This window comes from Scandinavium hiltneri (genome assembly GCF_024764835.1).
In the GTDB taxonomy this organism is placed as follows: domain Bacteria; phylum Pseudomonadota; class Gammaproteobacteria; order Enterobacterales; family Enterobacteriaceae; genus Scandinavium; species Scandinavium hiltneri.
This window is the reverse complement of the sequence record NZ_JALIGE010000076.1, coordinates 513,326-534,104: the sequence shown is the minus strand read 5'-3', so window position 1 is coordinate 534,104 and position 20,779 is coordinate 513,326. Positions and strand designations below refer to the sequence as shown.

17 protein-coding genes are annotated in these 20,779 nt (G+C 56.8%); 7 read left to right on the top strand and 10 right to left on the bottom strand.

Annotation, left to right across the window (positions count from 1 at the left end; genetic code table 11):
• The first annotated feature begins 163 nt into the window (after positions 1 to 163).
• Positions 164 to 478 (top strand): hypothetical protein, encoded by a 315-nt coding sequence (locus MUU47_RS20025; protein ID WP_258989917.1) that lies wholly within the window; start codon positions 164 to 166, stop codon positions 476 to 478.
• A gap of 147 nt (positions 479 to 625) precedes the next feature.
• On the opposite strand, the gene MUU47_RS20020 is transcribed toward MUU47_RS20025, so the two are convergent.
• From MUU47_RS20020 to MUU47_RS20010, 3 genes are all read right to left on the bottom strand, one after another.
• Positions 626 to 868 (bottom strand): hypothetical protein, encoded by a 243-nt coding sequence (locus tag MUU47_RS20020; protein WP_258989916.1) that lies wholly within the window; start codon positions 866 to 868, stop codon positions 626 to 628.
• 145 nt (positions 869 to 1,013) lie between these two features.
• Entirely contained in the window at positions 1,014 to 3,380 is a 2,367-nt protein-coding gene (locus tag MUU47_RS20015) for a glycoside hydrolase family 31 protein (RefSeq protein WP_258989915.1), read from the bottom strand.
• Positions 3,381 to 3,397: 17 nt separating this feature from the next.
• Positions 3,398 to 4,699: an MFS transporter gene (locus tag MUU47_RS20010; RefSeq protein WP_258989914.1), complete on the bottom strand. Its 1,302-nt coding sequence runs from the start codon at positions 4,697 to 4,699 to the stop codon at positions 3,398 to 3,400.
• 284 nt (positions 4,700 to 4,983) lie between these two features.
• Here MUU47_RS20010 and MUU47_RS20005 point away from each other — a divergent pair, with 284 nt between their 5' ends.
• Positions 4,984 to 6,075 (top strand): LacI family DNA-binding transcriptional regulator, encoded by a 1,092-nt coding sequence (locus MUU47_RS20005; RefSeq protein ID WP_258989913.1) that lies wholly within the window; start codon positions 4,984 to 4,986, stop codon positions 6,073 to 6,075.
• On the opposite strand, the gene MUU47_RS20000 is transcribed toward MUU47_RS20005, so the two are convergent.
• The 6 genes from MUU47_RS20000 to moeA all read right to left on the bottom strand — a co-directional run bounded on the left by MUU47_RS20000 (position 6,072) and on the right by moeA (position 14,069).
• Positions 6,072 to 7,337 (bottom strand): DUF1479 domain-containing protein, encoded by a 1,266-nt coding sequence (locus MUU47_RS20000; RefSeq protein ID WP_258989911.1) that lies wholly within the window; start codon positions 7,335 to 7,337, stop codon positions 6,072 to 6,074. The genes MUU47_RS20005 and MUU47_RS20000 overlap by 4 nt on opposite strands.
• A 183-nt stretch (positions 7,338 to 7,520) precedes the next feature.
• Positions 7,521 to 8,336, bottom strand: a complete 816-nt coding sequence (locus tag MUU47_RS19995; protein ID WP_258989909.1) for a Cof-type HAD-IIB family hydrolase — start codon at positions 8,334 to 8,336, stop codon at positions 7,521 to 7,523.
• A 180-nt stretch (positions 8,337 to 8,516) separates the two neighbouring features.
• Positions 8,517 to 10,949, bottom strand: coding sequence for a formate C-acetyltransferase/glycerol dehydratase family glycyl radical enzyme (locus MUU47_RS19990; protein WP_258989907.1), 2,433 nt, complete (start codon positions 10,947 to 10,949; stop codon positions 8,517 to 8,519).
• 4 nt (positions 10,950 to 10,953) lie between these two features.
• Positions 10,954 to 11,853 (bottom strand): glycyl-radical enzyme activating protein, encoded by a 900-nt coding sequence (locus tag MUU47_RS19985; RefSeq protein WP_258989905.1) that lies wholly within the window; start codon positions 11,851 to 11,853, stop codon positions 10,954 to 10,956.
• A gap of 225 nt (positions 11,854 to 12,078) precedes the next feature.
• Positions 12,079 to 12,834, bottom strand: a complete 756-nt coding sequence (moeB, locus tag MUU47_RS19980) for a molybdopterin-synthase adenylyltransferase MoeB (protein WP_258989904.1) — start codon at positions 12,832 to 12,834, stop codon at positions 12,079 to 12,081.
• Entirely contained in the window at positions 12,834 to 14,069 is a 1,236-nt protein-coding gene (moeA, locus tag MUU47_RS19975) for a molybdopterin molybdotransferase MoeA (RefSeq protein ID WP_258989903.1), read from the bottom strand. Before moeA ends, moeB begins: the two co-directional genes overlap by 1 nt.
• A 189-nt stretch (positions 14,070 to 14,258) precedes the next feature.
• On the opposite strand from moeA, the gene iaaA reads away from it, so the two are divergent.
• Genes iaaA through gsiD form a run of 5 tightly spaced genes read left to right on the top strand, consistent with a single transcriptional unit; the run spans position 14,259 to position 20,452 of the window.
• Positions 14,259 to 15,197, top strand: a complete 939-nt coding sequence (gene iaaA / locus MUU47_RS19970) for a beta-aspartyl-peptidase (protein WP_258989902.1) — start codon at positions 14,259 to 14,261, stop codon at positions 15,195 to 15,197.
• An 11-nt stretch (positions 15,198 to 15,208) separates the two neighbouring features.
• Entirely contained in the window at positions 15,209 to 17,065 is a 1,857-nt protein-coding gene (gene gsiA, locus MUU47_RS19965) for a glutathione ABC transporter ATP-binding protein GsiA (RefSeq protein WP_258989901.1), read from the top strand.
• A gap of 16 nt (positions 17,066 to 17,081) precedes the next feature.
• Positions 17,082 to 18,620: a glutathione ABC transporter substrate-binding protein GsiB gene (gene gsiB, locus MUU47_RS19960; protein ID WP_258989900.1), complete on the top strand. Its 1,539-nt coding sequence runs from the start codon at positions 17,082 to 17,084 to the stop codon at positions 18,618 to 18,620.
• Positions 18,620 to 19,540: a glutathione ABC transporter permease GsiC gene (gene gsiC, locus MUU47_RS19955; protein ID WP_258989899.1), complete on the top strand. Its 921-nt coding sequence runs from the start codon at positions 18,620 to 18,622 to the stop codon at positions 19,538 to 19,540. The genes gsiB and gsiC overlap by 1 nt, the downstream gene beginning before the upstream one ends.
• Positions 19,541 to 20,452: a glutathione ABC transporter permease GsiD gene (gene gsiD, locus MUU47_RS19950; RefSeq protein ID WP_159773480.1), complete on the top strand. Its 912-nt coding sequence runs from the start codon at positions 19,541 to 19,543 to the stop codon at positions 20,450 to 20,452.
• A 15-nt stretch (positions 20,453 to 20,467) separates the two neighbouring features.
• Here the strand turns inward: gsiD and MUU47_RS19945 are convergent, their stop codons facing one another.
• Complete coding sequence (locus MUU47_RS19945; protein ID WP_258989898.1) at positions 20,468 to 20,698, bottom strand: DUF2554 family protein; 231 nt, start codon at positions 20,696 to 20,698, stop codon at positions 20,468 to 20,470.
• Positions 20,699 to 20,779 lie beyond the last annotated feature (81 nt).

The following is a 20,779-nucleotide window of genomic DNA, read 5'->3' as shown; positions in this document are numbered from 1 at the left end:
CCGGCGCATGTCGCCGGGGTATATTACTCCCTTCCCTCGCAATACGTTTCTGCCCACTTTTATCAACCTTTCTGCAACGACTCGTCGATCCCGCAATCTCGCCATCATTTCTGCACAATTATATGGAGAAATAGCGACTGAATTTTCAGTTGCAGGAGGGTTTATGAGAGAGTTTTCGTTTTACACAAGCGGGGCCGAAACCACCCTCTATCGTTACCACGTGCGGGAAGCTGCGCAGGTTTACTATGTGACGATAAGCGTGACCGACATGAACGCGCAGGAGCAGGTTATTGGCAACAAAGTGCTGCGCAATATCACCCGCAACGATGTCATCCAGGAGTGTCTGTCGCACAGCCGTCGACAGAGTGCGCAGGCCAACGTTCAGCAGCGGGTAGCGCTCCTGACCGGCATCCGAAACTGGATTATCTGTAGCGTCGCCGTACTGGCGTTTATTCGCCTGATGATGGTTAACAATTAAAAACCGGGCGACCTGACCGGAGAGGCACTGCGATGATTATCGTTCTGACCCTGCTAAATTTGACGCTGTACTGTGTGCTGATAGGTTTTCTGATTGCTGCGGTGTGAAAGTAAAATACCCTGCCACGGCAGGGTATGGTGAACGACTTTAATGATGATGAGGTACAGGAACGGCATAACCGTTGCTGGTTGTCGGCGCGCTGGTGAAAGTTCCCGGGCCGTAAGCCTGGGCAATCGTACCGTCGTTATCATCGCCAGAAAAACGGCTGATGGCCGTGGGTTTCGTGGTACCCGACGTCGTGGCGATTTCAGGCGAAGGCTTTGCCTGAAATGCCATCGCGCTGGTGGAACAGAGAGTCAATGCAACAACAACAGCAGCCAGTACTTTCATTGTTTGAATTCCGCTAGGGGAAGGGCACTCTTACGTTATAACCGGCGCATAAAAAACGCCACGAGTGATTACACCCGCGGCGTACTTTGTTACAGATAGACATGCTTTACTCAGTCGCTCCCGGGTGAGAGCGGCCTCGCAAAGATTACATCAGATGCCACTCGCTGACGGCTTCGCCGTTAATCAGCAGCTGACGTTTTTCGCCCGCAGGTAACGTCACCTGCAAGGCTTTCCATGCCGGGCGGAAATCCCCGCGCGGATTGAACGTCAAATTGATGGCGCTGGCGGAGCATTCCATTTCCCACTCCAGCCACAGCGCGTTGCCCTCTTTATAGCCCCAGGTTTCGCCATCATCTTCAAACAACAGACCGCGGTCACGGCCCACACCTTTCAGTGGGAACAGTTTCAGCTCGCGACGGATGTCTGTTTCTGGCTTAACGTGTTTAATGCGATCGCTCAGCGGTAAACCTGCACCCGCGCGCACCAGTAGCGGCAGTTTTTCCAACGGCGCATCAACGGTAATCTGCTGACCGCCGGAGAACCACTCGCCAGTGTAGAAATCGTACCAACCGGTTTCGTTGTCAGGCAACCAGAGCGCACGCTGGCGCTGACCTTCTTCAACAACGCTGGCAACCAGCAGGTCGCGGCCCAGCATAAAGTCATCGCACTCTTCAAAAGTCTGCGCATCGTGTTCGTGATCGAGGAACGTCGGGCGCAGCATCGGCTCGTCGTCGGCGTGCGCCTGCCACAGCAGGGTGTAGAGATACGGCAGCAGACGGTAACGCAACTCAATCGCGCCACGAATTGCCGGAGTGATGCCCGGATACATCCACGGTTCGTTAACGGTCTGGTCGTCATTCCACGAGTGAATGGTAAAGCGCGGATGCATCACGCCGTTTTGCACCCAGCGCACGAACAGCTCAGCGTCGGGTTTATCGCCCGAGAACCCACCAACATCGTGACCGACGTTAAACAGGCCGGACAGACTCATACCCACGCCCATGCGGGTGTTGTAGCGCAGCGTCTGCCAGTTGGTGCGGTTGTCACCGCTCCAGGTTTGCACGTAGCGCTGCATCCCGGCGCAGCCTGAACGGGAAATCAGGTACGGACGTTTTTCTGGCGCGAAACGCTGCTGTGCTTCCATTGAGGCGCGCATCATCAGCAGCGGCATCACCGGACGCACGTGCTTGATGGCGATTTCCTTCCCGAAGCCGTGGCAGCGGGCTTCACCGTCCCACACTTCGTATTCGTTGTTATCATTCCAGGTCGAGTCGATGCCCATTTCCAGCAATTGGCTGGTTACACCTGCCTGCCACCAGGCCACGGTCGCCGGGTTGGTAAAATCGAGATGCGAGCCTTCGTCGTCCCAGAATACCGAACGTTCTGGCGCATTCGCATCGGAGTCACGCACGAACAACCCTTTTTCCGCCACTTCGTTATAGCGCGGGTGATCCTGCAACAGGCACGGCTTAATGTTGGCCGCCAGCTTGAGGCCTGCGTCGTGGAACGCCTGGCTCATCACTTTCGGCTGCGGCACTTTGTCATCGTTCCAGTTGAACACGTAGCGCTTGCCGTTAATTGAGGTGTAGCCGGACGACAGCTGGAATGAATCGCACGGAATGGCGTGTTCGTCGCACAGGCGAATAAAGTTCATCAGTTGGTTTTGCGCGTCCGGCGCATCGGTGTAATGCATGGTTGAGCCGCTGTAGCCCAGGCTCCATTTCGGGCCAAACAGCGTTTTCCCGGTCAGGCGAACGAAGGCTTTGGTGATATCCAGCACGCGTTTGCCGGTGAACAGGTAATAGTCGATATCACCTGCTTCTGCCTGCCAGCGGCGGTAGGCGGTGTGATAGTTGTCGAGTTCGTTACCGAGGTCAAGCCAGCTGCTGCTCAGGTTGTCATAAAACAGGCCGACGCTTACATCATCACGGCGGGTGATGGTGAACGGGATGTGTTTGTACAGTGGGTCGGTGCTGGCGGCGTTATAGCCCATCGCATCGAGGTTACGCATTTCAAAACGTTTGCCGGTGCGCTGTAAATCACCTGCTTTCTCACCGAGGCCGTAGAAGCGCTCGTCTTTCTGACGCTTCAGATAATGGGCCACGCCGTCGCCGTGGGCGTTCACCAGATAGGCGCTGGTCGGACGGTCGCCGGTCAGGTATTGCCATTCGCCCGCGTCATTGCGGTAGTGCCACTCGAGCCACAGTGGTTGATGAACCGTCACACGCAGCTGTGAAGTGCTGATGGTCAGTTTGTCGGTCTGTTTATCGAGTGTCCACGATGGCAGGCTGAACCCGGAAACGTCATCGCGAGAGCGACCCTCCCACGGCACGTCCTGGTCAGGTGCAATGCTCCAGGTTTTATCGAGGGCCAGTTTACCCTGACGTTTGAGCAGTACGCGAAACAGATTTTCTTCCAACATGTACAGGCACAGGGTGTGTTGCCCGTCGACCAGCAGCTCAACGTGATGAGCGGATTGTTTTTCGAATGTCCAGTTTTTAAGTGTTTTCATAATAATAAAACCTGTTATCAGGCGCGCTTGGCGCGACGTTCAGCAATAAATGCAACCAGGAATACAGCGCCAATCAGGTCGAAGAACCCCATGGCGATAAACAGCGGGTTAAAGCCGATTTTGTCGGCAGTGACCCCAATAATCAGCGAGAAGGCGAAGCTGGCGATCCACGCAGCGGAGCCACGCATGCCATTTACCGTCGCCATCTGGCCTTTGTCGAATGACTCAACCACCAGGGCGCTCAACATGCAGGAGATTATCTGGTGGCCAAAACCGCCGACAGAGATCAGGGCAATTGCCACGTAGGGATTAGTGGTAAACGCCATCATCGCCAGCGACAACATCAGAAACGCGCCGGAAACGGAGGAGGCGACCACCGAATTGACGCGAGTGCAGCCGAACACGCGGACATACAATTTGGTCAGATAACCGCTGGCGACGCTGCCGAGGTCAGCAGCAAGGAACGGCAGCCAGGCGAAGAGGGCAATCTGTTTCAGATCCATGCCGTAGGTTTTTGCCAGATACAGCGGCACCCAGAAGCTCATTACCGCCCAGGCCGGTTCTGCCATAAAGGCCGGGATCGCGATACCGTAGAAGCGTTTGTTTTTGCTGATATTGCTCAGGGCTTTGAGGAACGGCAGTTTAACGGCCGGGGGTTCATTATCCTGCTGAATGTGGGCCAGTTCCTCTTTGCTCAGATTCGGGTGCTGTTCCGGGTTGTAGTAGAATGCCCACCATAAAGCGACCCACACTAACGCGAGAAAACCGGTAAACATAAACGCACCCTGCCAGCCGAAAGAGGCGTGAGCAAAGTAGATGATAGGCGGGGCTAACATCGCGCCAATTGAGAAGCCGACTCCGGCCCAACCGGCGGCGACGGGACGTTCAGATTTCGGGAACCATTCGCCGATAGTTTTGGCATTCGCCGGTGTGGCCGCCGCTTCTGTCGCGCCCATCCCAAAGCGCAGCACCGCCATGTGCAGCCAGCTTCCGGCCCCGGCGTGGGCGATACAGGCGATAGCCCATAGCGATGCACAAATCATAAAGCCAAGCTTGAGGCCGATAACGTCAATCAACCAGCCACACAACGGCTGGAACATCGTATAGGCGAGCTGAAAGGCACCGACAATATAAGAGTATTGCGCGCTATTGATCCCGAGCTCTTTTTCGAGCTCGGGCGCAAGGATGCCCAGAGAGTTGCGTGTAATGTAGTTAACGGTGACGCCGAGAAGGAAAAGCACCAACATCCACCAGCGCAGATTTTTCACCACGCGACGCGATTTGCTGGCCGTCATATCGTTATTAATACCTTGGCTCATAGAATTCTCCACAAGACGGTTTGTAGGGGGAAAGATGACCCACTCAGTGCAAGAGTTGTCATACCGCTTTTATATTTTCTTGAAACCTAATGGTTTTCTTTTAGTCATCTTCCAGATAACTAGTATGGAAGTTGTCAGGCCAATTTAGGGTATGGCAGAAAAAAGAGTGGCAATAGTGCAATTTATGCAAGTTTTTTCATGAGTCAGGGATATACTCCCTTTGAACGCATTTTATCCCCTTAAATAGCGGGGGAAATGCACGTGAAAATTCTTTCATTTGCAAAATGGAGGTAGATCACAGAATGGATAAAAAGCTCAAAATCGCTGAAATTGCCACGCGAACCGGGCTCTCTGCCAGCACGGTTTCCCGGGTGCTGGCGGGCAAAGCTAACACCAGCGAAAAAGCGCGAGACCGGGTGTTGAGCTGCGCCCGAGAGTTGGGCGTGATGGATGGCATGGCAGCCGGAAGAATGCTGCTCAACAGTCTGATTGTGTTTGCACCACAGCGCGCCTTCGACGAACGTTCCGATATCTTTTATTACCGTGTCATTCAGAGCATCAATAAGGCGCTGTCCCCTCACGAGGTACGCCTGCGGTATTGCGCGCTGGAGGAGAACGACAGTGACGCCAACCTGTTTCTGGCGCGAATGAACGAAGGCGAAACGCAGGCGGCGATCCTGCTCGGCATCGACGATCCGCACATTCACGATCTGGCGGTGGATTTCGCCAAACCCTGCGTACTGATCAACTGCCGCGATGAACGAATGCGCCTGCCATCGATTGCGCCGGATCACCGGCTGATCGGCCAGTTTGCTGCGAGCTACCTCTTTGACATGGGCCACCGCGCGGTCGTGAACGTCATGTGTCTGCGACGCTACACCATGGAGCTGCGGCTGGTGGGCATTCGTGAAGCGTGGAAGAACGGCAATTTACGCTTTCAGGATGCACGTGATTTGATTGCGGTGCCGAGCTTCAGTGCCAAAGAAACCGAGGAAAAAGTCGGTGCCTGGCTGGATATGCAGGAGGGCAAAACGCTGCCGACGGCATTTCTGGTGGGGGGCGATTTTATGGCGGCAGGGACGATAAGTGCGCTGCAAAAACGTGGGCTGCGGGTGCCGCAAGATGTATCAGTCATGAGCATCGACGGTTTTAATCTGGCGGCAATCCAGGACGTTCCGCTGACAGCGATTCATGTGCCGCGCGATGAACTGGGCACCGAAGCAGTGCAGATGCTGCAACAGCGTCTGATTCGCCCGGAAGCGCCGTGTGGATCGCTGTTGCTGCACGGCACCCTGGCGGTGCGGGAATCGGTGCGGCGGATACGTCCGGGAACGCGACGTACCGCCGTGGAACGCGAAGGGTTGTACGACGATTAAATCTCCATTCCCAACGCGCGCTTCCCGTGAATGTTCAGATCGCTGAGGGTAAAGCGGTCTTCCCACGTGGCTTCATAATCTTCGCGAGGGAAGTCGCCTGGCGACGCGCCACTTTCCAGCGCGACTTTCACCTTTTGCGCGTAGGCCCGATTTTTATCGCACATCGGGGCCGCCGGGATGTACATCACGTTGCCCCAGCCCTGTTGCTCGCTCACAGGTGCCACAGAGTGAATCACGTCGCAGTGCCACCATACAGAATCCCCCGGATCCAGCGCCGGAATGGAGGTTTGCGCTTTGATCAGCAGCGGGTGCCACTGCTCGGAAATCGGCAGCACGCGGCCCGGTGCTACGCCGCACAACTCATCTTCTGGCACATCGTCCAGCAGCGGACGTAGCAGAACGTACGCCATCGCTTCCGGAATCGGCACCACGTGCAGCAGGCCTTGATCCGGGATCATCTCTGACAGCGCCGTCCAGCCCTGGAAGGTACGGAATACCGAGCATTTGGTGGTGTTCTCCACGGTGTACTCTTCAACTTCCGTGCGATGCGCGGCATCCCACGGATCGAATTTGGTGAAATCGCCGTTAAATACGTTGGCGAATACCTGCTGATAAGCAGGAAGCAGCCAGCGTTCCAGCGCCCCGGAATCGGTATGCGCGCCGAGGCCTTTCGAGGTGGTTCCCGGTGGGCGACGGCGAATGCGGTCCGGATAAATGACGCTCACGTCCGGGTTGAACCACTGTTTGCCTTCACTCTCAAAACGCCACAGACGATTCAGGAATGACTGCACCGCGGCCATTTCATTGCTCTGGCGCGCCTGCATTTGGGCCTGTGACCAGTAGATCGGATAGATCTCCGGGCGCGAGGCGGTCAGGGTGCCGAAGAAGTTATCGCCAGGCCCTTTGTACACCGCGTCAAAGTGATTGCGATCCAGATAGTCGAGCATCGAACGATCCCAGTCCAGCGCCTGCTCGCGCGAGAATTGCCCTTTAATCACCGCGCAGCCGCGATGTTTGATTTCCTCGCGCTGGGCCTCTGTCACCTTGCCGCTGGCAAGGTCGCTATAGGCCACCACCGGCCAGACGGGGTTCCCGGCGGCTTTCAGGGCATCGATCTCTGCCAGGCGGGCTTCGATGTGTGCTGTGAGCTGGTCGAATACGGCCTGCACGTCGCCAATTTGCGCACGCAGTGCTTTTTTCATTTCACGGATAGCCGCTTTGTGATCGGCAGGCAGGGTTGAACGGGTAAAGGTAAGCGCCATGATTGACCTCTCAATCTTTCATTCGAAGGTAATTTAACTTACAAGTGATACTTTAGGTTAAAAAGAGGTTAATGCAAGTTAAATAATTTGATGCGTTTCACGATTGCTGAATGTTGAGAAAAGGAGGGAGTATCTGGGCAGGATAAACAAGGCGTTGCCGGAGCAGGACGCTCCGGCGTTTTGTCAGGCGTCGAACGGGGAAGCGTTATCCAGCACGGCCTGAATAACATTCAGTGCGCCGTCGTGATTGTTGTCGTCGGTCTGGTAGCGAGCGATGGCTTTGATGCTGTCCGCCGCATTGGCCATCGCAAACGAGTATTTCACCAGCTTCAGCATTTCGGCGTCGTTGCCGCTGTCGCCAATGCCGACGCAATCGCTCGGCGAAAGCTGCCAGTTTTTCAGCAGGCGGCTGATACCGTTGGCTTTATGCAGGCCAGGGATAATTAAATCGACAAAGCCGAAGCCGCTGGTAACGGGCTTCATGATTCCATCTAGCGAAACGTGCAGGGCATCGATTAGCTGCGGGATTTCGCTGTCCGGCAGGTTCAGAGAGAACTTGAAAATCTTGTCATCGATATGCTGATAGTCAGAAACTGGCTTCAGGCGATGGTAGTGTTTCGACATCAGTTTAACGAATTCCTCGGGTGCTTTATCGCTGACGTAGGCGCTTTCCAGGCCACAGGCCACGAAATTCAGCTGAGGGTCTTTCAGCAGTTCGCCAATCACCACCTGGGATTCGTGGCGCGTCAGTTCGCCGTGGAACAGTTCATGACCGTGCTGATAGACCAGCGCACCGTTTTCGGCGACGAAGGAAATCTGATCGCGGATCTCAGGGAAGAAGGAAATCAGTTGATAGTACTGATTGCCGCTGGCAACAACGAACTCGATGCCGCGCTGCTTAAGCTGCTGGAACTGCGCCAAAAAGCGTTCGCGAGAGTACTGCTTGGCATCATTGAGAAAAGTTCCGTCCATATCGGTGACGATAACGTTAACGGTCATACGAGGGCTCCTGGCTGTGACTGCGACCAGCAACATTCTAATTACAATGTGACGAGGAGCACAAATTTATTTCATTCGAAAGATGGAATGCGATGAAATGCCCGGCGGCGCGTTGCATGCCTGGCCTACAGGATTCGATCCTGTAAGCCGCTCAGCGAAGCGCAACCGGCATTGAACGCCTTACAGCGTATGCTCAGTACGGGCGATAATATCGTCCTGCGCATCCGGCGAAAGAGCAGTGAAGAACGCCGAATACCCCGCCACGCGTACCACCAGGTCACGATACTGGTCCGGGTGTTTTTTCGCTTCCAGCAGCGTTTCGCGCGACACGATGTTGTACTGAATATGCCAGCCTTTATGCACTTCGAAGAAGGTGCGCAGCAGCGCCATAAGCTTCTGACGGTCGCTGTCGTTATCGAGGGTGGCCGGGTTCAGCTTCTGATTTAACAGCACGCCGCCGAGGATTGCCGCCGTCGGCAGTTTCCCGACCGAGCCAATCACCGCCGTTGGGCCGAGATGGTCGGTGCCGGACGCCGGGCTGGCGCCTTCCGCCAGCGGAGTATGCGCCTTGCGTCCATCCGGTGTGGCCATGGTCGCCGCACCAAACGGCACGTTCGCGGAAATCGACGACGTTCCGGCGTAGTAATCCCCGCCGATCGGGCCACGACCGTGACGCGGGTTGTGATACTGCTTCAGCTCATCAATGTATGTTTGATACGCGCGCACCAGCAGCTCATCCACGGTGTCATCGTCATTTCCGTATTTCGGCGCGCCGTTGATCAAACGCTGGCGCAGCTGTTCGTGGGTCAGACCGTCGAAATCATCCGCCAGCGCGGCGGCGAGCTGTTGCTGCCCAATAACGCCCTGTTCGAACACCAGTTTTTTCACCGCCGCCAGGCTGTTGCCGAGGTTGGCGATGCCCACCTGAAGGCCAGACACCCAGTCATACTTCGCGCCGCCTTCTTTAATGCTTTTCGCGCGTTCAATGCAGTCGTCAACCAGCGCCGAGCACAGAATATCAGGCACGTTTTCTTCCAGCATGGTGTCGACCACGTATTCGATTTCTATCGATTTGCGGGTGTAATAGCGGATCTGCGTATCCCAGGCCGCCATTATCTGTTCGAAACCGGCGAAATTACCCTGCGACAGCGCTTTCGCCTGCGGCAGGAATACCTCGCCGCTGGTGGCATCGCGCCCGCCTTCCATCGCCGCCAGCATCACGCGGGCGAAGTTGATAAAGCTCATACCGGTACAGCGATAGCCCCATTTTCCGCCGACCGCGGTTTCGATGCAGCCGATGGCGGCATAGTCGTAGGCGTCCTGTTTTTCCACGCCGAGCTTGATGAATTCCGGGATAACAATTTCGTCGTTGTTGAAAGCGGGCATCCCGAACCCGCAGCGGATCACCTGCACGCAGGCGTCGAGGAAGTCGCTACTCATTCCCGCGTGATAGCGCACGCTGAGGTTTGGCTGCGTCGATCGAAGACGACCGCAGGATTCCAGAATCGCATAGGAGAGCGGATTCACCGCGTCAATTGCGTCGCCGTTTACCAGTTTCTGGCCGCCGATGGTCACGTTCTGATACAGCGGGCTTCCCGCAGAGGCTTTAGAGTGCGAGCCGGAGCGGATCTTGTTCACTTCCAGCAGCTTCAGCCAGCAGCTGTGCAGCAGCTCAATCGCCATTTCGCGATCGAGTGAATGGTTCAGCTCCACGTCGCGACGGTAGAACGGATACAGATACTGGTCCATACGGCCAAACGATACTGAATGACCGTTGGATTCAATTTGCAGAATCAGCTGAATGAAATAACACAGCTGCAGCGCCTGCCAGAAAGATTTTGGCGGCTGGTGGGCGATAACGTCGCAGTTTTCAGCCATGGTCAACAGCTCGCCCCGACGCGTTTCGCGACGTTCTTCGCTTGCCATTTTCCGCGCAAGTTCGGCAAAGCGGCTGATGTGCAGACTGACGGCTTCCAGCACGATATCAATACCTTTCAGGAACTGCTCGCCGTGCAGGTCTTCCAGCACCGTCAGGTTAATGCGCGAACGGCGTTCGGCCACTTTTTCGCGCAGGCCGTCGAGGCCTTTTTCCAGCAGCAGCGGGAAATTCACTGCCAGATGCGCATCGCCGGAGGTCATGTTGCCTTCCGCTTTGATAATCCCGGTCGCCAGCAACGCTTTTTGTTCATCGGTGAACATGCCATAGCAGCGGTCCTGCACCGTCTGACCATTCCACCACGGGCAAATTTCATGCAGAACGCGTTTGTTCTCTTCGCTCACCGCAAAGCCCGCGCCCGGACGATCGGCGAGGTCATCAATCTCTTTCTCAATCCAGCTGACGGTGTATTCCGGGAAAATCGGTGCGGCGCGCACAAGGCTCGCCTGGTTACCGATAATCAGCTCGTCGTGCTTGATCCAGATAGTGCGCCCGGCGAGGTGGTGGGCCAGCGCCAGCGCGCGGCGAACTGGAATCGGTTTATCCATGTTGCCCTGATAAACCGAGGTGTAATGCTGTGCGCGCTCGGTACAGACCGGCGGCTTCACGATATTTACCAGCGCATTTTTATGCGCCTGAATGCGGTCGGTCAGTTGGTCGAGTTTCAGGGTGGTCATCGTATTATCCTCGTAGGGTCGCAGTCAGCCCTTTTGCCTGTGCAGTTTGCTGGGCAAATTCCAGCAACTCCGCGGCATCGAGCGGCTTATCTGGGGCAGAATAGGGCACGCCAAGCAGGCTATATTTGTTCATGCCGAGCGTGTGATAGGGTAAAAAGTGAATGTCGCTGACGTGCAGTTCGGTCGCGGCGAATTCGGTAATGGCTTCAATCGAGGCCTCATCGGCGTTAAATCCCTGGATAAGCGGCACGCGGATGGTCATCTTTTTGCCCGCCGACGCCAGCCGTTTCAGGTTGTCGAGCACGCGTTTTGACGAGCCGTCTGTCCACTGCATAAATTTGTCTGCATCGACATGCTTTAAATCAGCGAGGAACAGGTCGATGTACGGTAGGGCGGGTTCGATATATTTCCACGGCACATGCAGGCAGGTTTCGACGGCGGTATGAATGCCCTGGTCGTGGCTGGTTTTCAGCAGTTCAAGCGCCAGTTCCGGGTTCATAAACGGCTCGCCGCCGGAAAGCGTCAGGCCGCCACCGCTGCGATCGTAAAACGGTTTATCGCGCAGGACGGTGGCCATAATGTCGTCCACGCTTTTGCGTTCGCCACACACCGTCAGCGCCTGCGTGGGACAACACTCGACGAGCGCATCCAGATGCGATTGTTCGAGCTTTTCACGATGGATAACCAGACCATTCAGCGCGCGTTCAATCACCCCCGGCGCCGCTTGCTGGCAAAGGTCGCAGCCATCGAGACACAAACGTGCGTCAAACAGCAGGTCCTGCGTGCGGGCCCGACTTTCCGGATTCTGGCACCAGCGGCAGCCGAGTGAGCAGCCTTTCATAAAGACAACGGTGCGGATGCCGGGGCCATCGTGGGTGGAATAGCGCTGAATATTGAAAATCATAAATCGCCTCTTTGATTTCGTATAAAGATTAAATAGCTTTCGAATGAAAGTGATTTTGATGTGCGTCAACAAAGCGAGCGGTTGCTGCTATTGATAAGTTCGGACAGGATTGGCTGGAGGCGTTTGGAAGAATGGAATTGTCATTTTATGCCCGGTGGCGCTGCGCTTACCTGGCCTACGCTTTTGTAGACCCGAGCACAACGCAGTGCCGCCGGGCAGAGTGGCTCAGACCGGACGACATATCTCACATCCAGTAAACCGCATCAGCTTCATCTCCCGAAACTGACAGGTCATCGCGTCGTACATCACGATTTTCCCGGCAGCCGGTGTGCCGTAAGCGGCCAGAAGCTTAATGGCTTCCATTGCCTGCATCGAACCGATAACGCCGACCAGCGGGGCCATCACGCCGGCCTCGACGCAGGTGAGGGCGTTTTCACCGAACAGACGACTCAGGCAGCGATAACACGGTTCGCCAGCCTGATAGGTGAATACGCTGATCTGCCCTTCCATTCGAATGGCTGCCCCGGAAACCAACGGCGTTTTATGCTGAAAACAGCCCGCGTTGAGCTGATTACGAATCTGCACGTTATCGGTACAGTCGAGTACCACGTCGTGCGCTGCGATTTGCGCTGCGAGCGCCGCATCGTCGAGCTGCGAATCTATGCAGATCAACTGCACGTGCGGATTGATCCGGGACAGCGAATCGCGGGCAGACTCGACTTTCGGCTGACCTATCCTGGCATCGCTGTGCAGCGTCTGGCGTTGCAGGTTTGACAGCGACACGGTGTCGAAATCGAGCAGCGTCATCTGACCTACACCCGCCGCTGCCAGATATTGCGCGGCGGCGCAGCCTAAACCGCCTAAGCCAACAATCAACGCTCGCGAGGCTTTCAGCTTTTCCTGACCGTCAAAGTCGAAACCGCGCAACACGATTTGCCGGTTGTAGCGCAGCATCTCCGCATCACTCAGTTCCACGCTCATTACAGCCCCCCGAACAGCGCGTTAAACGGTTCAACTTCCACCCATTCGCCCGCGTCAACGTTGCCGCGGCAGCGTTCCAGTACGATAAAACAGTTGCCCTGGCTGAACGAACTGAACACGTGTGAACCCTGATGTCCGGTGGTGGCGACGCTTAAATCACCTTCTGCGTTGCGGGTCAGTACCCCGCGCTGGAAATCGAGACGGCCCGGCGATTTTTTCAGTCGGGTGGTGGTTTGTACCCGCAGACGCGGTGACAGGCCAGAATCCGGATTACCGCTCAGTTTCGCCAGTAGCGGCTGGACCAGCTGATAGAACGTCAGCGCGGCAGAAACCGGGTTGCCCGGCAAGCCGCAGAACCAGCTGTGGTTCAGTTTGCCGAAAGCAAAAGGTTTGCCCGGCTTGATGGCGAGCTTCCAGAATGCGATTTCGCCCAGCTCATCAAGAATGGTTTTGGTGTAATCCGCTTCGCCTACCGACACGCCGCCGGAACTGATAACCACATCGGCCTGCGAATCAGCGGCGATAAAGGCCGCGCGCAGTTTTTCCTGGGAGTCAGGAATAATGCCGAGATTAATCACCTCACAACCCAGCTGTTCGAGCATCAGATGCACCGCCAGGCGATTGGTATCATAAATCTGCCCCGCTGCCAGCTGTTCGCCGGGTAGCTTCAGCTCATCGCCGGTGGAGAACACCGCCACACGCACTTTGCGCACCACTTCAACCTGTGGGATGCCGAGCGAGGCCAGCACCGGCAGCTCCGCGACGGTCAGGCGCGTACCACGCGGGAAGACCGCACTACCGGCGGTGATGTCTTCGCCGCGGCGGCGAATATTCTGACCCGCGTTAACGCGGGCGGAGAAGCGTACGCCGTTATCGGTTTGCTCGGTTTCTTCCTGCATCACCACCGCGTCGCAGCCTGGTGGCACAGGCGCGCCGGTCATGATGCGCACGCAGGTACCTGTCGGCCATTCACCGTCGAACGGCTGTCCGGCGAAGGCTTTGCCCGCCAAAGGCAGCGGTTGACCGTCGGCGAGGTCGATCAGACGCACGGCGTAGCCGTCCATCGCCGAATTATCAAAGCCCGGCACGTCGAGCGGGGAAACCACATCTTTGGCAGTAATACGGCCAAAGGCCTGCATCAGCGGCAGCGTTTCGGTGTCATGCAGCGGGGAAATACGGTCGAGCATTTGCGTCAGCGCTACATCGAGCGGCATCAGTCCGGCGTTAAAATCCATTACGTTACTCCTGCGACAATTCGTCTGTTGCGCCCATTATGGCAGAAAAGCGACCTCGACTGTATGTCAGGGGCGCGGATGCCTTTACAGCACCGACAGCGCTTTCTATATTCAAAAATCATATAAATTAATCGGCACAATAATGATATTTATAGAAAAAGCATTTTTTCAGCCGAAGGGAAGGGCGTAATGAGTCATGCAGCGATTGCCATTCATGGCGGTGCCGGGGCGATAACCCGTGGCAATATGTCGCCAGAACGCGAACAGCAATACGTCATCGCGCTGTCGTCGATAGTCGAAACCGGGCAGAAAATGCTGGAGGCCGGAGCCAGCGCGCTGGACGTAGTGACCGAGGCCGTACGGTTGCTGGAAGAGTGCCCGTTGTTCAACGCCGGGACCGGGGCGGTGTTTACCGCCGATGAAACGCACGAACTCGATGCCTGCGTGATGGATGGCTATTCCCTGCAAGCGGGCGCGGTGGCGGGCATTAAGCATTTACGCAATCCGGTTCTCGCCGCGCGTGCAGTGCTCGAGCAAAGCCCGCACGTGCTGCTGATCGGTGAAGGGGCCGAGAAATTTGCCGTGCAGCACGGGATGGAAAAGGTCAGTAACGATTTGTTTTCTACGCCGGAACGCCTGTATCAGCTTCGACAGGCTCAGGCTGCGGGAGACACGCGGCTCGATCACAGTGATTCACCGCTGGACGAACAGACAAAAATGGGCACCGTCGGGGCTGTAGCGCTCGATAAAGCAGGTAATCTCGCCGCCGCGACTTCGACCGGCGGAATGACCAACAAATTACCCGGACGCGTGGGCGATAGCCCGCTGCCGGGCGCAGGCTGTTATGCCAATAATGCCAGCGTGGCGGTGTCCTGCACCGGCACCGGTGAAGTGTTTATGCGCACGCTTGCGGCCTACGATATTTCGGCCCTGATGGAATACAGCGATTTAAGCCTGCAGGATGCGTGCGAGCGGGTGGTCATGGAAAAACTTCCCGCCCTGGGCGGCAGCGGTGGCCTGATTGCGATTGACCGTGAAGGCAACGTGGTGATGCCGTTCAACAGCGAAGGGATGTACCGCGCGTACGCGTACGTTGGCGATACACCTACCGTCGGCATCTACCGGTGACAGGAGGAAGCGTGCCGAAAAGCCATGAAATCGACCCCAGCGAGGTGCTGGTGGTGCGTGATTTGAACATTATTTTTCAGCAGGAACAGCAGCCAGTTCAGGCGGTAAAGCATCTGTCATTTAGCCTCAAGCGCGGCGAGACGCTGGCGATTGTCGGCGAATCCGGTTCGGGGAAATCGGTCACCGCGCTGGCGTTAATGCGCCTGCTGGAGCAGTCCGGCGGTGAGGTGAACAGCGAAACACTCATGCTTCGCCGACGTAACCGCGAAGTGATTGACGTGACGGCTCAAAGTGCGTCGCACATGCGTCACGTGCGCGGGGCGGATATCGCGATGATCTTCCAGGAGCCCATGACGTCGCTGAACCCGGTATTTACCGTGGGCGAGCAGATAGCCGAATCTATCCGCCTGCATCAGGGGCTAGGGCGAGACGATGCGCTGAAAGCCGCGAAGAAAATGCTCGATCAGGTGCGTATTCCGGAAGCCGAAACTGTTCTGGCGCGCTACCCGCATCAGCTGTCTGGCGGGATGCGCCAGCGAGTGATGATTGCGATGGCGCTCTCCTGTCGTCCGGTGGTGCTGATTGCCGACGAACCGACGACCGCGCTGGATGTCACCATTCAGGCGCAAATTCTGCAGCTGATCGACGTGTTGCAAAAAGAGATGGAGATGGGGGTGATTTTTATCACTCACGACATGGGCGTAGTGGCGGATATCGCCGATCGTGTATTGGTGATGTACCAGGGCGAAGCGGTGGAAACCGGCAGCGTCGAGCAAATTTTTCACGCGCCACAGCATCCGTATACCAAAGCGTTGCTGGCTGCGGTTCCGCGGCTGGGCGCCATGCGTGGCAGCGCGTTGCCGCGCAGTTTCCCGCTGCTGAACACCGATGCCAAACCCGCTGAGCAGGACACCGTCGTTCCCGGTGAGCCGATTTTGCAGGTGCGTGATTTGGTCACCCGTTTTCCACTGCGCAGCGGCATTCTCAACCGCGTCACCCGCGAAGTACACGCGGTGGAAAAGGTGAGTTTCGATTTATGGCCCGGCGAAACGCTGGCGCTGGTGGGCGAATCCGGTTCCGGGAAATCGACGACCGGGCGCGCGCTGTTACGGTTGGTGGAGTCGCAAAGCGGCAACATGACGTTCAACGGGAAACGTATCGATACGTTGTCGGACAGCCAGCTTCAGCCGCTGCGGCGCGACATCCAGTTTATTTTTCAGGACCCGTGGGCTTCGCTTGATCCGCGGCAAACCGTCGGTTATTCAATTCTTGAACCGCTGCGGGTGCATAACACGCTGCCGGAAGCCGATGCCCGACGTCGGGTGGCGTGGCTGCTTGAACGCGTCGGGCTACAGCCGGAGCACGCCTGGCGTTACCCGCACGAGTTTTCTGGCGGCCAGCGCCAGCGAATTTGCATCGCCCGCGCGCTGGCGCTCAACCCAAAAGTGGTGATTGCCGATGAGGCGGTATCCGCGCTGGACGTGTCGATTCGCGCGCAGATAATCAACCTGCTGCTCGATTTGCAGCGGGAAATGGGCATGGCGTACCTGTTTATTTCCCACGATATGGCCGTGGTTGAGCGTATCAGCCATCGCGTGGCGGTGATGTACCGCGGGCGAATTGTCGAAATTGGCCCGCGTAATGCCGTATTTGAAAACCCGCAGCACCCGTATACCCGCAAGCTGATGGCCGCCGTGCCGGTGGCTGACCCGACGCACCGTCGACCGCAGCGCGTACTGCTGTCCGACGAGCTGCCCGGCAATATTTATCCGCGGGGAGAAGAGATTGCCAGCGTGCCGCTGGTTCAGGTTAGCCCTGGGCATTTTGTCGCCCGGGACGATACCCCCAGCGCACTGTCGAGCCTATAACAATCAGGAGAACAACATGACACAACAGATTTCAGGTAAATGGCTGCTGGCACTGGGTGTTGTTTCCGCCCTGGCCGCCGCACCCGCATTTGCGGCTAAAGATGTGGTGGTGGCGGTGGGGTCAAATTTCACGACGCTCGACCCGTATGATGCGAACGACACGCTGTCTCAGGCGGTGGCGAAGTCGTTCTATCAGGGGCTGTTTGGCCTCGATAAAGACATGAAAATGCACAACGTGCTGGCGGAAAGCTACACAGTGTCAGATGACGGACTGGTGTACACCCTCAAACTGCGTAGCGGAGTGAAATTCCAGGACGGGACCGATTTCAACGCCGAGGCGGTGAAAATCAACCTCGACAGGGCCAGCAACCCGGATAACCATCTCAAGCGCTATAACCTGTACAAGGATATCGCCAGCACCGAAGCGGTCGATCCGCTGACGGTGAAAATCACCCTCAAACAGCCGTTTTCGGCGTTTATTAACATTCTGGCGCACCCGGCAACGGCGATGATTTCCCCGGCGGCTATCAAGAAATTCGGCAAGGATATCGGCTTCCATCCGGTGGGCACCGGGCCGTATTCGCTCGAGACCTGGAACCAGACTGACTTTGTGAAGGTGAAGAAGTTTGACGGTTACTGGCAGAAAGGTCTGCCAAAACTCGACTCCATCACCTGGCGTCCGGTCGTGGATAACAATACTCGCGCGGCGATGCTGCAAACCGGAGAAGCGCAGTTTGCGTTCCCGATCCCTTACGAGCAGGCCCCGCTGCTGGAAAAAAACAGCAAACTGGAGCTGGTAGCGAGCCCGTCAATCATGCAGCGCTACATCAGCATGAACGTGACGCAAAAACCGTTTGATAACCCGAAAGTGCGCGAGGCGATCAACTACGCTATCAACCGTCAGGCCCTGGTGAAAGTGGCCTTTGCTGGTTACGCGACCCCGGCAACCGGCGTGGTGCCGCCGTCGATTGCGTATGCGCAGACTTATAAACCGTGGCCGTACGATCCGGCGAAAGCCCGCGAACTGTTGAAAGAAGCCGGTTTCCCGAACGGGTTCAGCACCACGCTGTGGTCATCGCATAACCACAGCACCGCGCAAAAAGTGCTGCAGTTTACCCAGCAGCAGCTGGCGCAGGTGGGCATCAAGGCGCAGCTGACGGCGATGGACGCGGGCCAGCGTGCGTCAGAAGTCGAAGCCAAAGGACAGAAAGAAAGCGGCGTAAGAATGTTCTACACCGGCTGGTCAGCCTCGACCGGTGAAGCAGACTGGGCGCTGTCGCCGCTGTTTTCTTCGCAAAACTGGCCGCCAACGCTGTTTAACACCGCGTTCTACAGTAATCCGCAGGTGGACAAAGACCTCGCCGGGGCGCTGAAGACCAATGACCCGAAAGAGAAAGAGCGTCTGTACAAAGAGGCTCAGGACACCATCTGGAAAGAGTCCCCGTGGGTGCCGCTGGTGGTGGAAAAACTGGTTTCTGCGCACAGTAAGAACCTGACCGGGTTCTACATCATGCCGGATACTGGTTTTAGCTTTGATGAGGCCGACCTGAAGTAATGTTTAGTTACGTCATTAAACGTTTGCTTGGCCTGATCCCGACGCTGCTCATCGTGGCGGTGCTGGTGTTCCTGTTTGTGCATCTGCTGCCCGGCGACCCCGCGCGTTTGATTGCCGGGCCGGAAGCGGATGCGCAAGTCGTGGCGATGGTGCGTCAACAGCTGGGCCTCGACCAGCCGCTGTACGTTCAGTTTGGGCACTACATCGTCAACGTCTTGCAAGGCGATTTTGGCACCTCGATGGTGTCGCATCGTCCTGTGTCGGAAGAGATTGCCAGCCGTTTCATGCCAACGCTGTGGCTCACACTGTGCAGTATGATCTGGGCGGTGATTTTCGGCATGGCGATGGGTGTAGCGGCGGCCGTCTGGCGCAATCGCTGGCCGGACAGGCTTGGCATGGCGATTGCCGTCACCGGTATTTCCTTCCCGGCGTTCGCGCTGGGCATGCTGCTGATGCAGGTCTTTTCCGTTGAACTGGGCTGGTTGCCGACCGTTGGCGCGGACAGCTGGCGGCACTACATTCTGCCGTCAATCACCCTCGGCGCGGCGGTGGCGGCGGTGATGGCCCGCTTCACGCGAGCGTCCTTCGTCGATGTGCTCAATGAAGACTACATGCGCACCGCGCGGGCCAAAGGGGTGAGCGAAACGTGGGTGGTGCTTAAACACGGCTTGCGTAACGCGATGATCCCGGTGGTGACCATGATGGGCCTGCAGTTTGGTTTTCTGCTCGGCGGCTCAATTGTGGTCGAAAAAGTCTTTAACTGGCCGGGGCTTGGGCGCCTGCTGGTGGATTCGGTGGAGATGCGCGACTATCCGGTGATTCAGGCGGAAGTGCTGCTCTTTTCGCTGGAATTTATTCTCATCAATCTGGTGGTGGACGTGCTGTATGCCGCCATCAACCCGACTATCAGGTACAAGTAAGTGCGACTGTTAAACTGGCGACGTCAGGCAATCATGAATGCGCTACCCGGAGTGGCTCCCGGACAGGTGCGCACGCCGTGGCATGAATTCTGGCGCAAATTCCGCAAACAGCCGGTGGCGATGGCCGCCGCGGTGTTTGTTGTGCTGCTGATCGTGGTGGCCTTTCTGGCACCGTGGATAGCGCCGTTCGATGCGGAAAACTACTTCGATTACGACCGGCTGAACGATGGTCCGTCGATGATGCACTGGTTTGGCGTGGATTCTCTCGGGCGCGACATTTTCAGCCGGGTGCTGGTCGGGGCGCGTATTTCACTTGCTGCGGGCGTGTTTGCAGTACTGATCGGCGCTGTTGTCGGCACGGTGTTGGGGCTACTTGCGGGCTATTACGAAGGTTGGTGGGACCGCGTCATCATGCGTATCTGCGACGTGCTGTTTGCCTTCCCGGGCATTCTGCTGGCGATAGCCGTGGTGGCGGTGATGGGCAGCGGCATGGCGAACGTCATCATCGCGGTGGCAATATTCTCCGTTCCGGCGTTTGCGCGCCTGGTGCGCGGCAACACGCTGGTGCTCAAACAGCAGACGTTTATTGAGTCGTCACGCAGCATTGGCGCCAGCGACAGCACCATTCTGTTCCGCCATATCCTGCCGGGCACCGTATCGTCGATTGTGGTCTATTTCACCATGCGAATTGGGGTATCGATAATTTCCGCAGCCAGCCTGTCGTTTCTCGGCTTGGGCGCACAGCCGCCGACCCCGGAGTGGGGCGCGATGCTCAACGAAGCGCGTGCCGATATGGTGATGTCGCCGCACGTCGCGTTGTTCCCGGCGCTGGCAATATTCCTGACGGTGCTGGCGTTCAACCTGCTGGGCGATGGTTTGCGCGATGCGCTGGATCCGAAGATCAAGGGGTAAGCGTAATGAGATGTTTTATCGATGGATAACCTCAGGTTTCCTGTCTTTCACGCTGTGGTTATCCTCGCGTAACTCATCGGCGGCCTCTCTGGCCCTCGCCCGGATATCGTCACTGTCGGCACCGTGGCGCAGAAGGTGATCGGCATTTTGCACGTCGTAAAACTCATGGCCATCACCGCTGGCCATCAACTGACCGGAAAAAAGCGCGCACAGCAGCAGAACAACTGATAACCCTTTTTTGAACATTATTGCACCGTCTGGTTGAGAAGTCCGGCGCACTATATCAATGGTTGCGGAATGTTACTATTCAGTTTTCCAAACAAAACC

Coding starts and splice junctions, on each gene's coding strand:
- MUU47_RS20025 (WP_258989917.1), top strand. CDS start 164: ATGAGAGAGTTTTCGTTTTACACAAGCGGGGCCGAAACCACCCTCTAT.
- MUU47_RS20020 (WP_258989916.1), bottom strand. CDS start 868: ATGAAAGTACTGGCTGCTGTTGTTGTTGCATTGACTCTCTGTTCCACC.
- MUU47_RS20015 (WP_258989915.1), bottom strand. CDS start 3,380: ATGAAAACACTTAAAAACTGGACATTCGAAAAACAATCCGCTCATCAC.
- MUU47_RS20010 (WP_258989914.1), bottom strand. CDS start 4,699: ATGAGCCAAGGTATTAATAACGATATGACGGCCAGCAAATCGCGTCGC.
- MUU47_RS20005 (WP_258989913.1), top strand. CDS start 4,984: ATGGAGGTAGATCACAGAATGGATAAAAAGCTCAAAATCGCTGAAATT.
- MUU47_RS20000 (WP_258989911.1), bottom strand. CDS start 7,337: ATGGCGCTTACCTTTACCCGTTCAACCCTGCCTGCCGATCACAAAGCG.
- MUU47_RS19995 (WP_258989909.1), bottom strand. CDS start 8,336: ATGACCGTTAACGTTATCGTCACCGATATGGACGGAACTTTTCTCAAT.
- MUU47_RS19990 (WP_258989907.1), bottom strand. CDS start 10,949: ATGACCACCCTGAAACTCGACCAACTGACCGACCGCATTCAGGCGCAT.
- MUU47_RS19985 (WP_258989905.1), bottom strand. CDS start 11,853: ATGATTTTCAATATTCAGCGCTATTCCACCCACGATGGCCCCGGCATC.
- moeB (WP_258989904.1), bottom strand. CDS start 12,834: ATGAGCGTGGAACTGAGTGATGCGGAGATGCTGCGCTACAACCGGCAA.
- moeA (WP_258989903.1), bottom strand. CDS start 14,069: ATGGATTTTAACGCCGGACTGATGCCGCTCGATGTAGCGCTGACGCAA.
- iaaA (WP_258989902.1), top strand. CDS start 14,259: ATGAGTCATGCAGCGATTGCCATTCATGGCGGTGCCGGGGCGATAACC.
- gsiB (WP_258989900.1), top strand. CDS start 17,082: ATGACACAACAGATTTCAGGTAAATGGCTGCTGGCACTGGGTGTTGTT.
- gsiC (WP_258989899.1), top strand. CDS start 18,620: ATGTTTAGTTACGTCATTAAACGTTTGCTTGGCCTGATCCCGACGCTG.
- MUU47_RS19945 (WP_258989898.1), bottom strand. CDS start 20,698: ATGTTCAAAAAAGGGTTATCAGTTGTTCTGCTGCTGTGCGCGCTTTTT.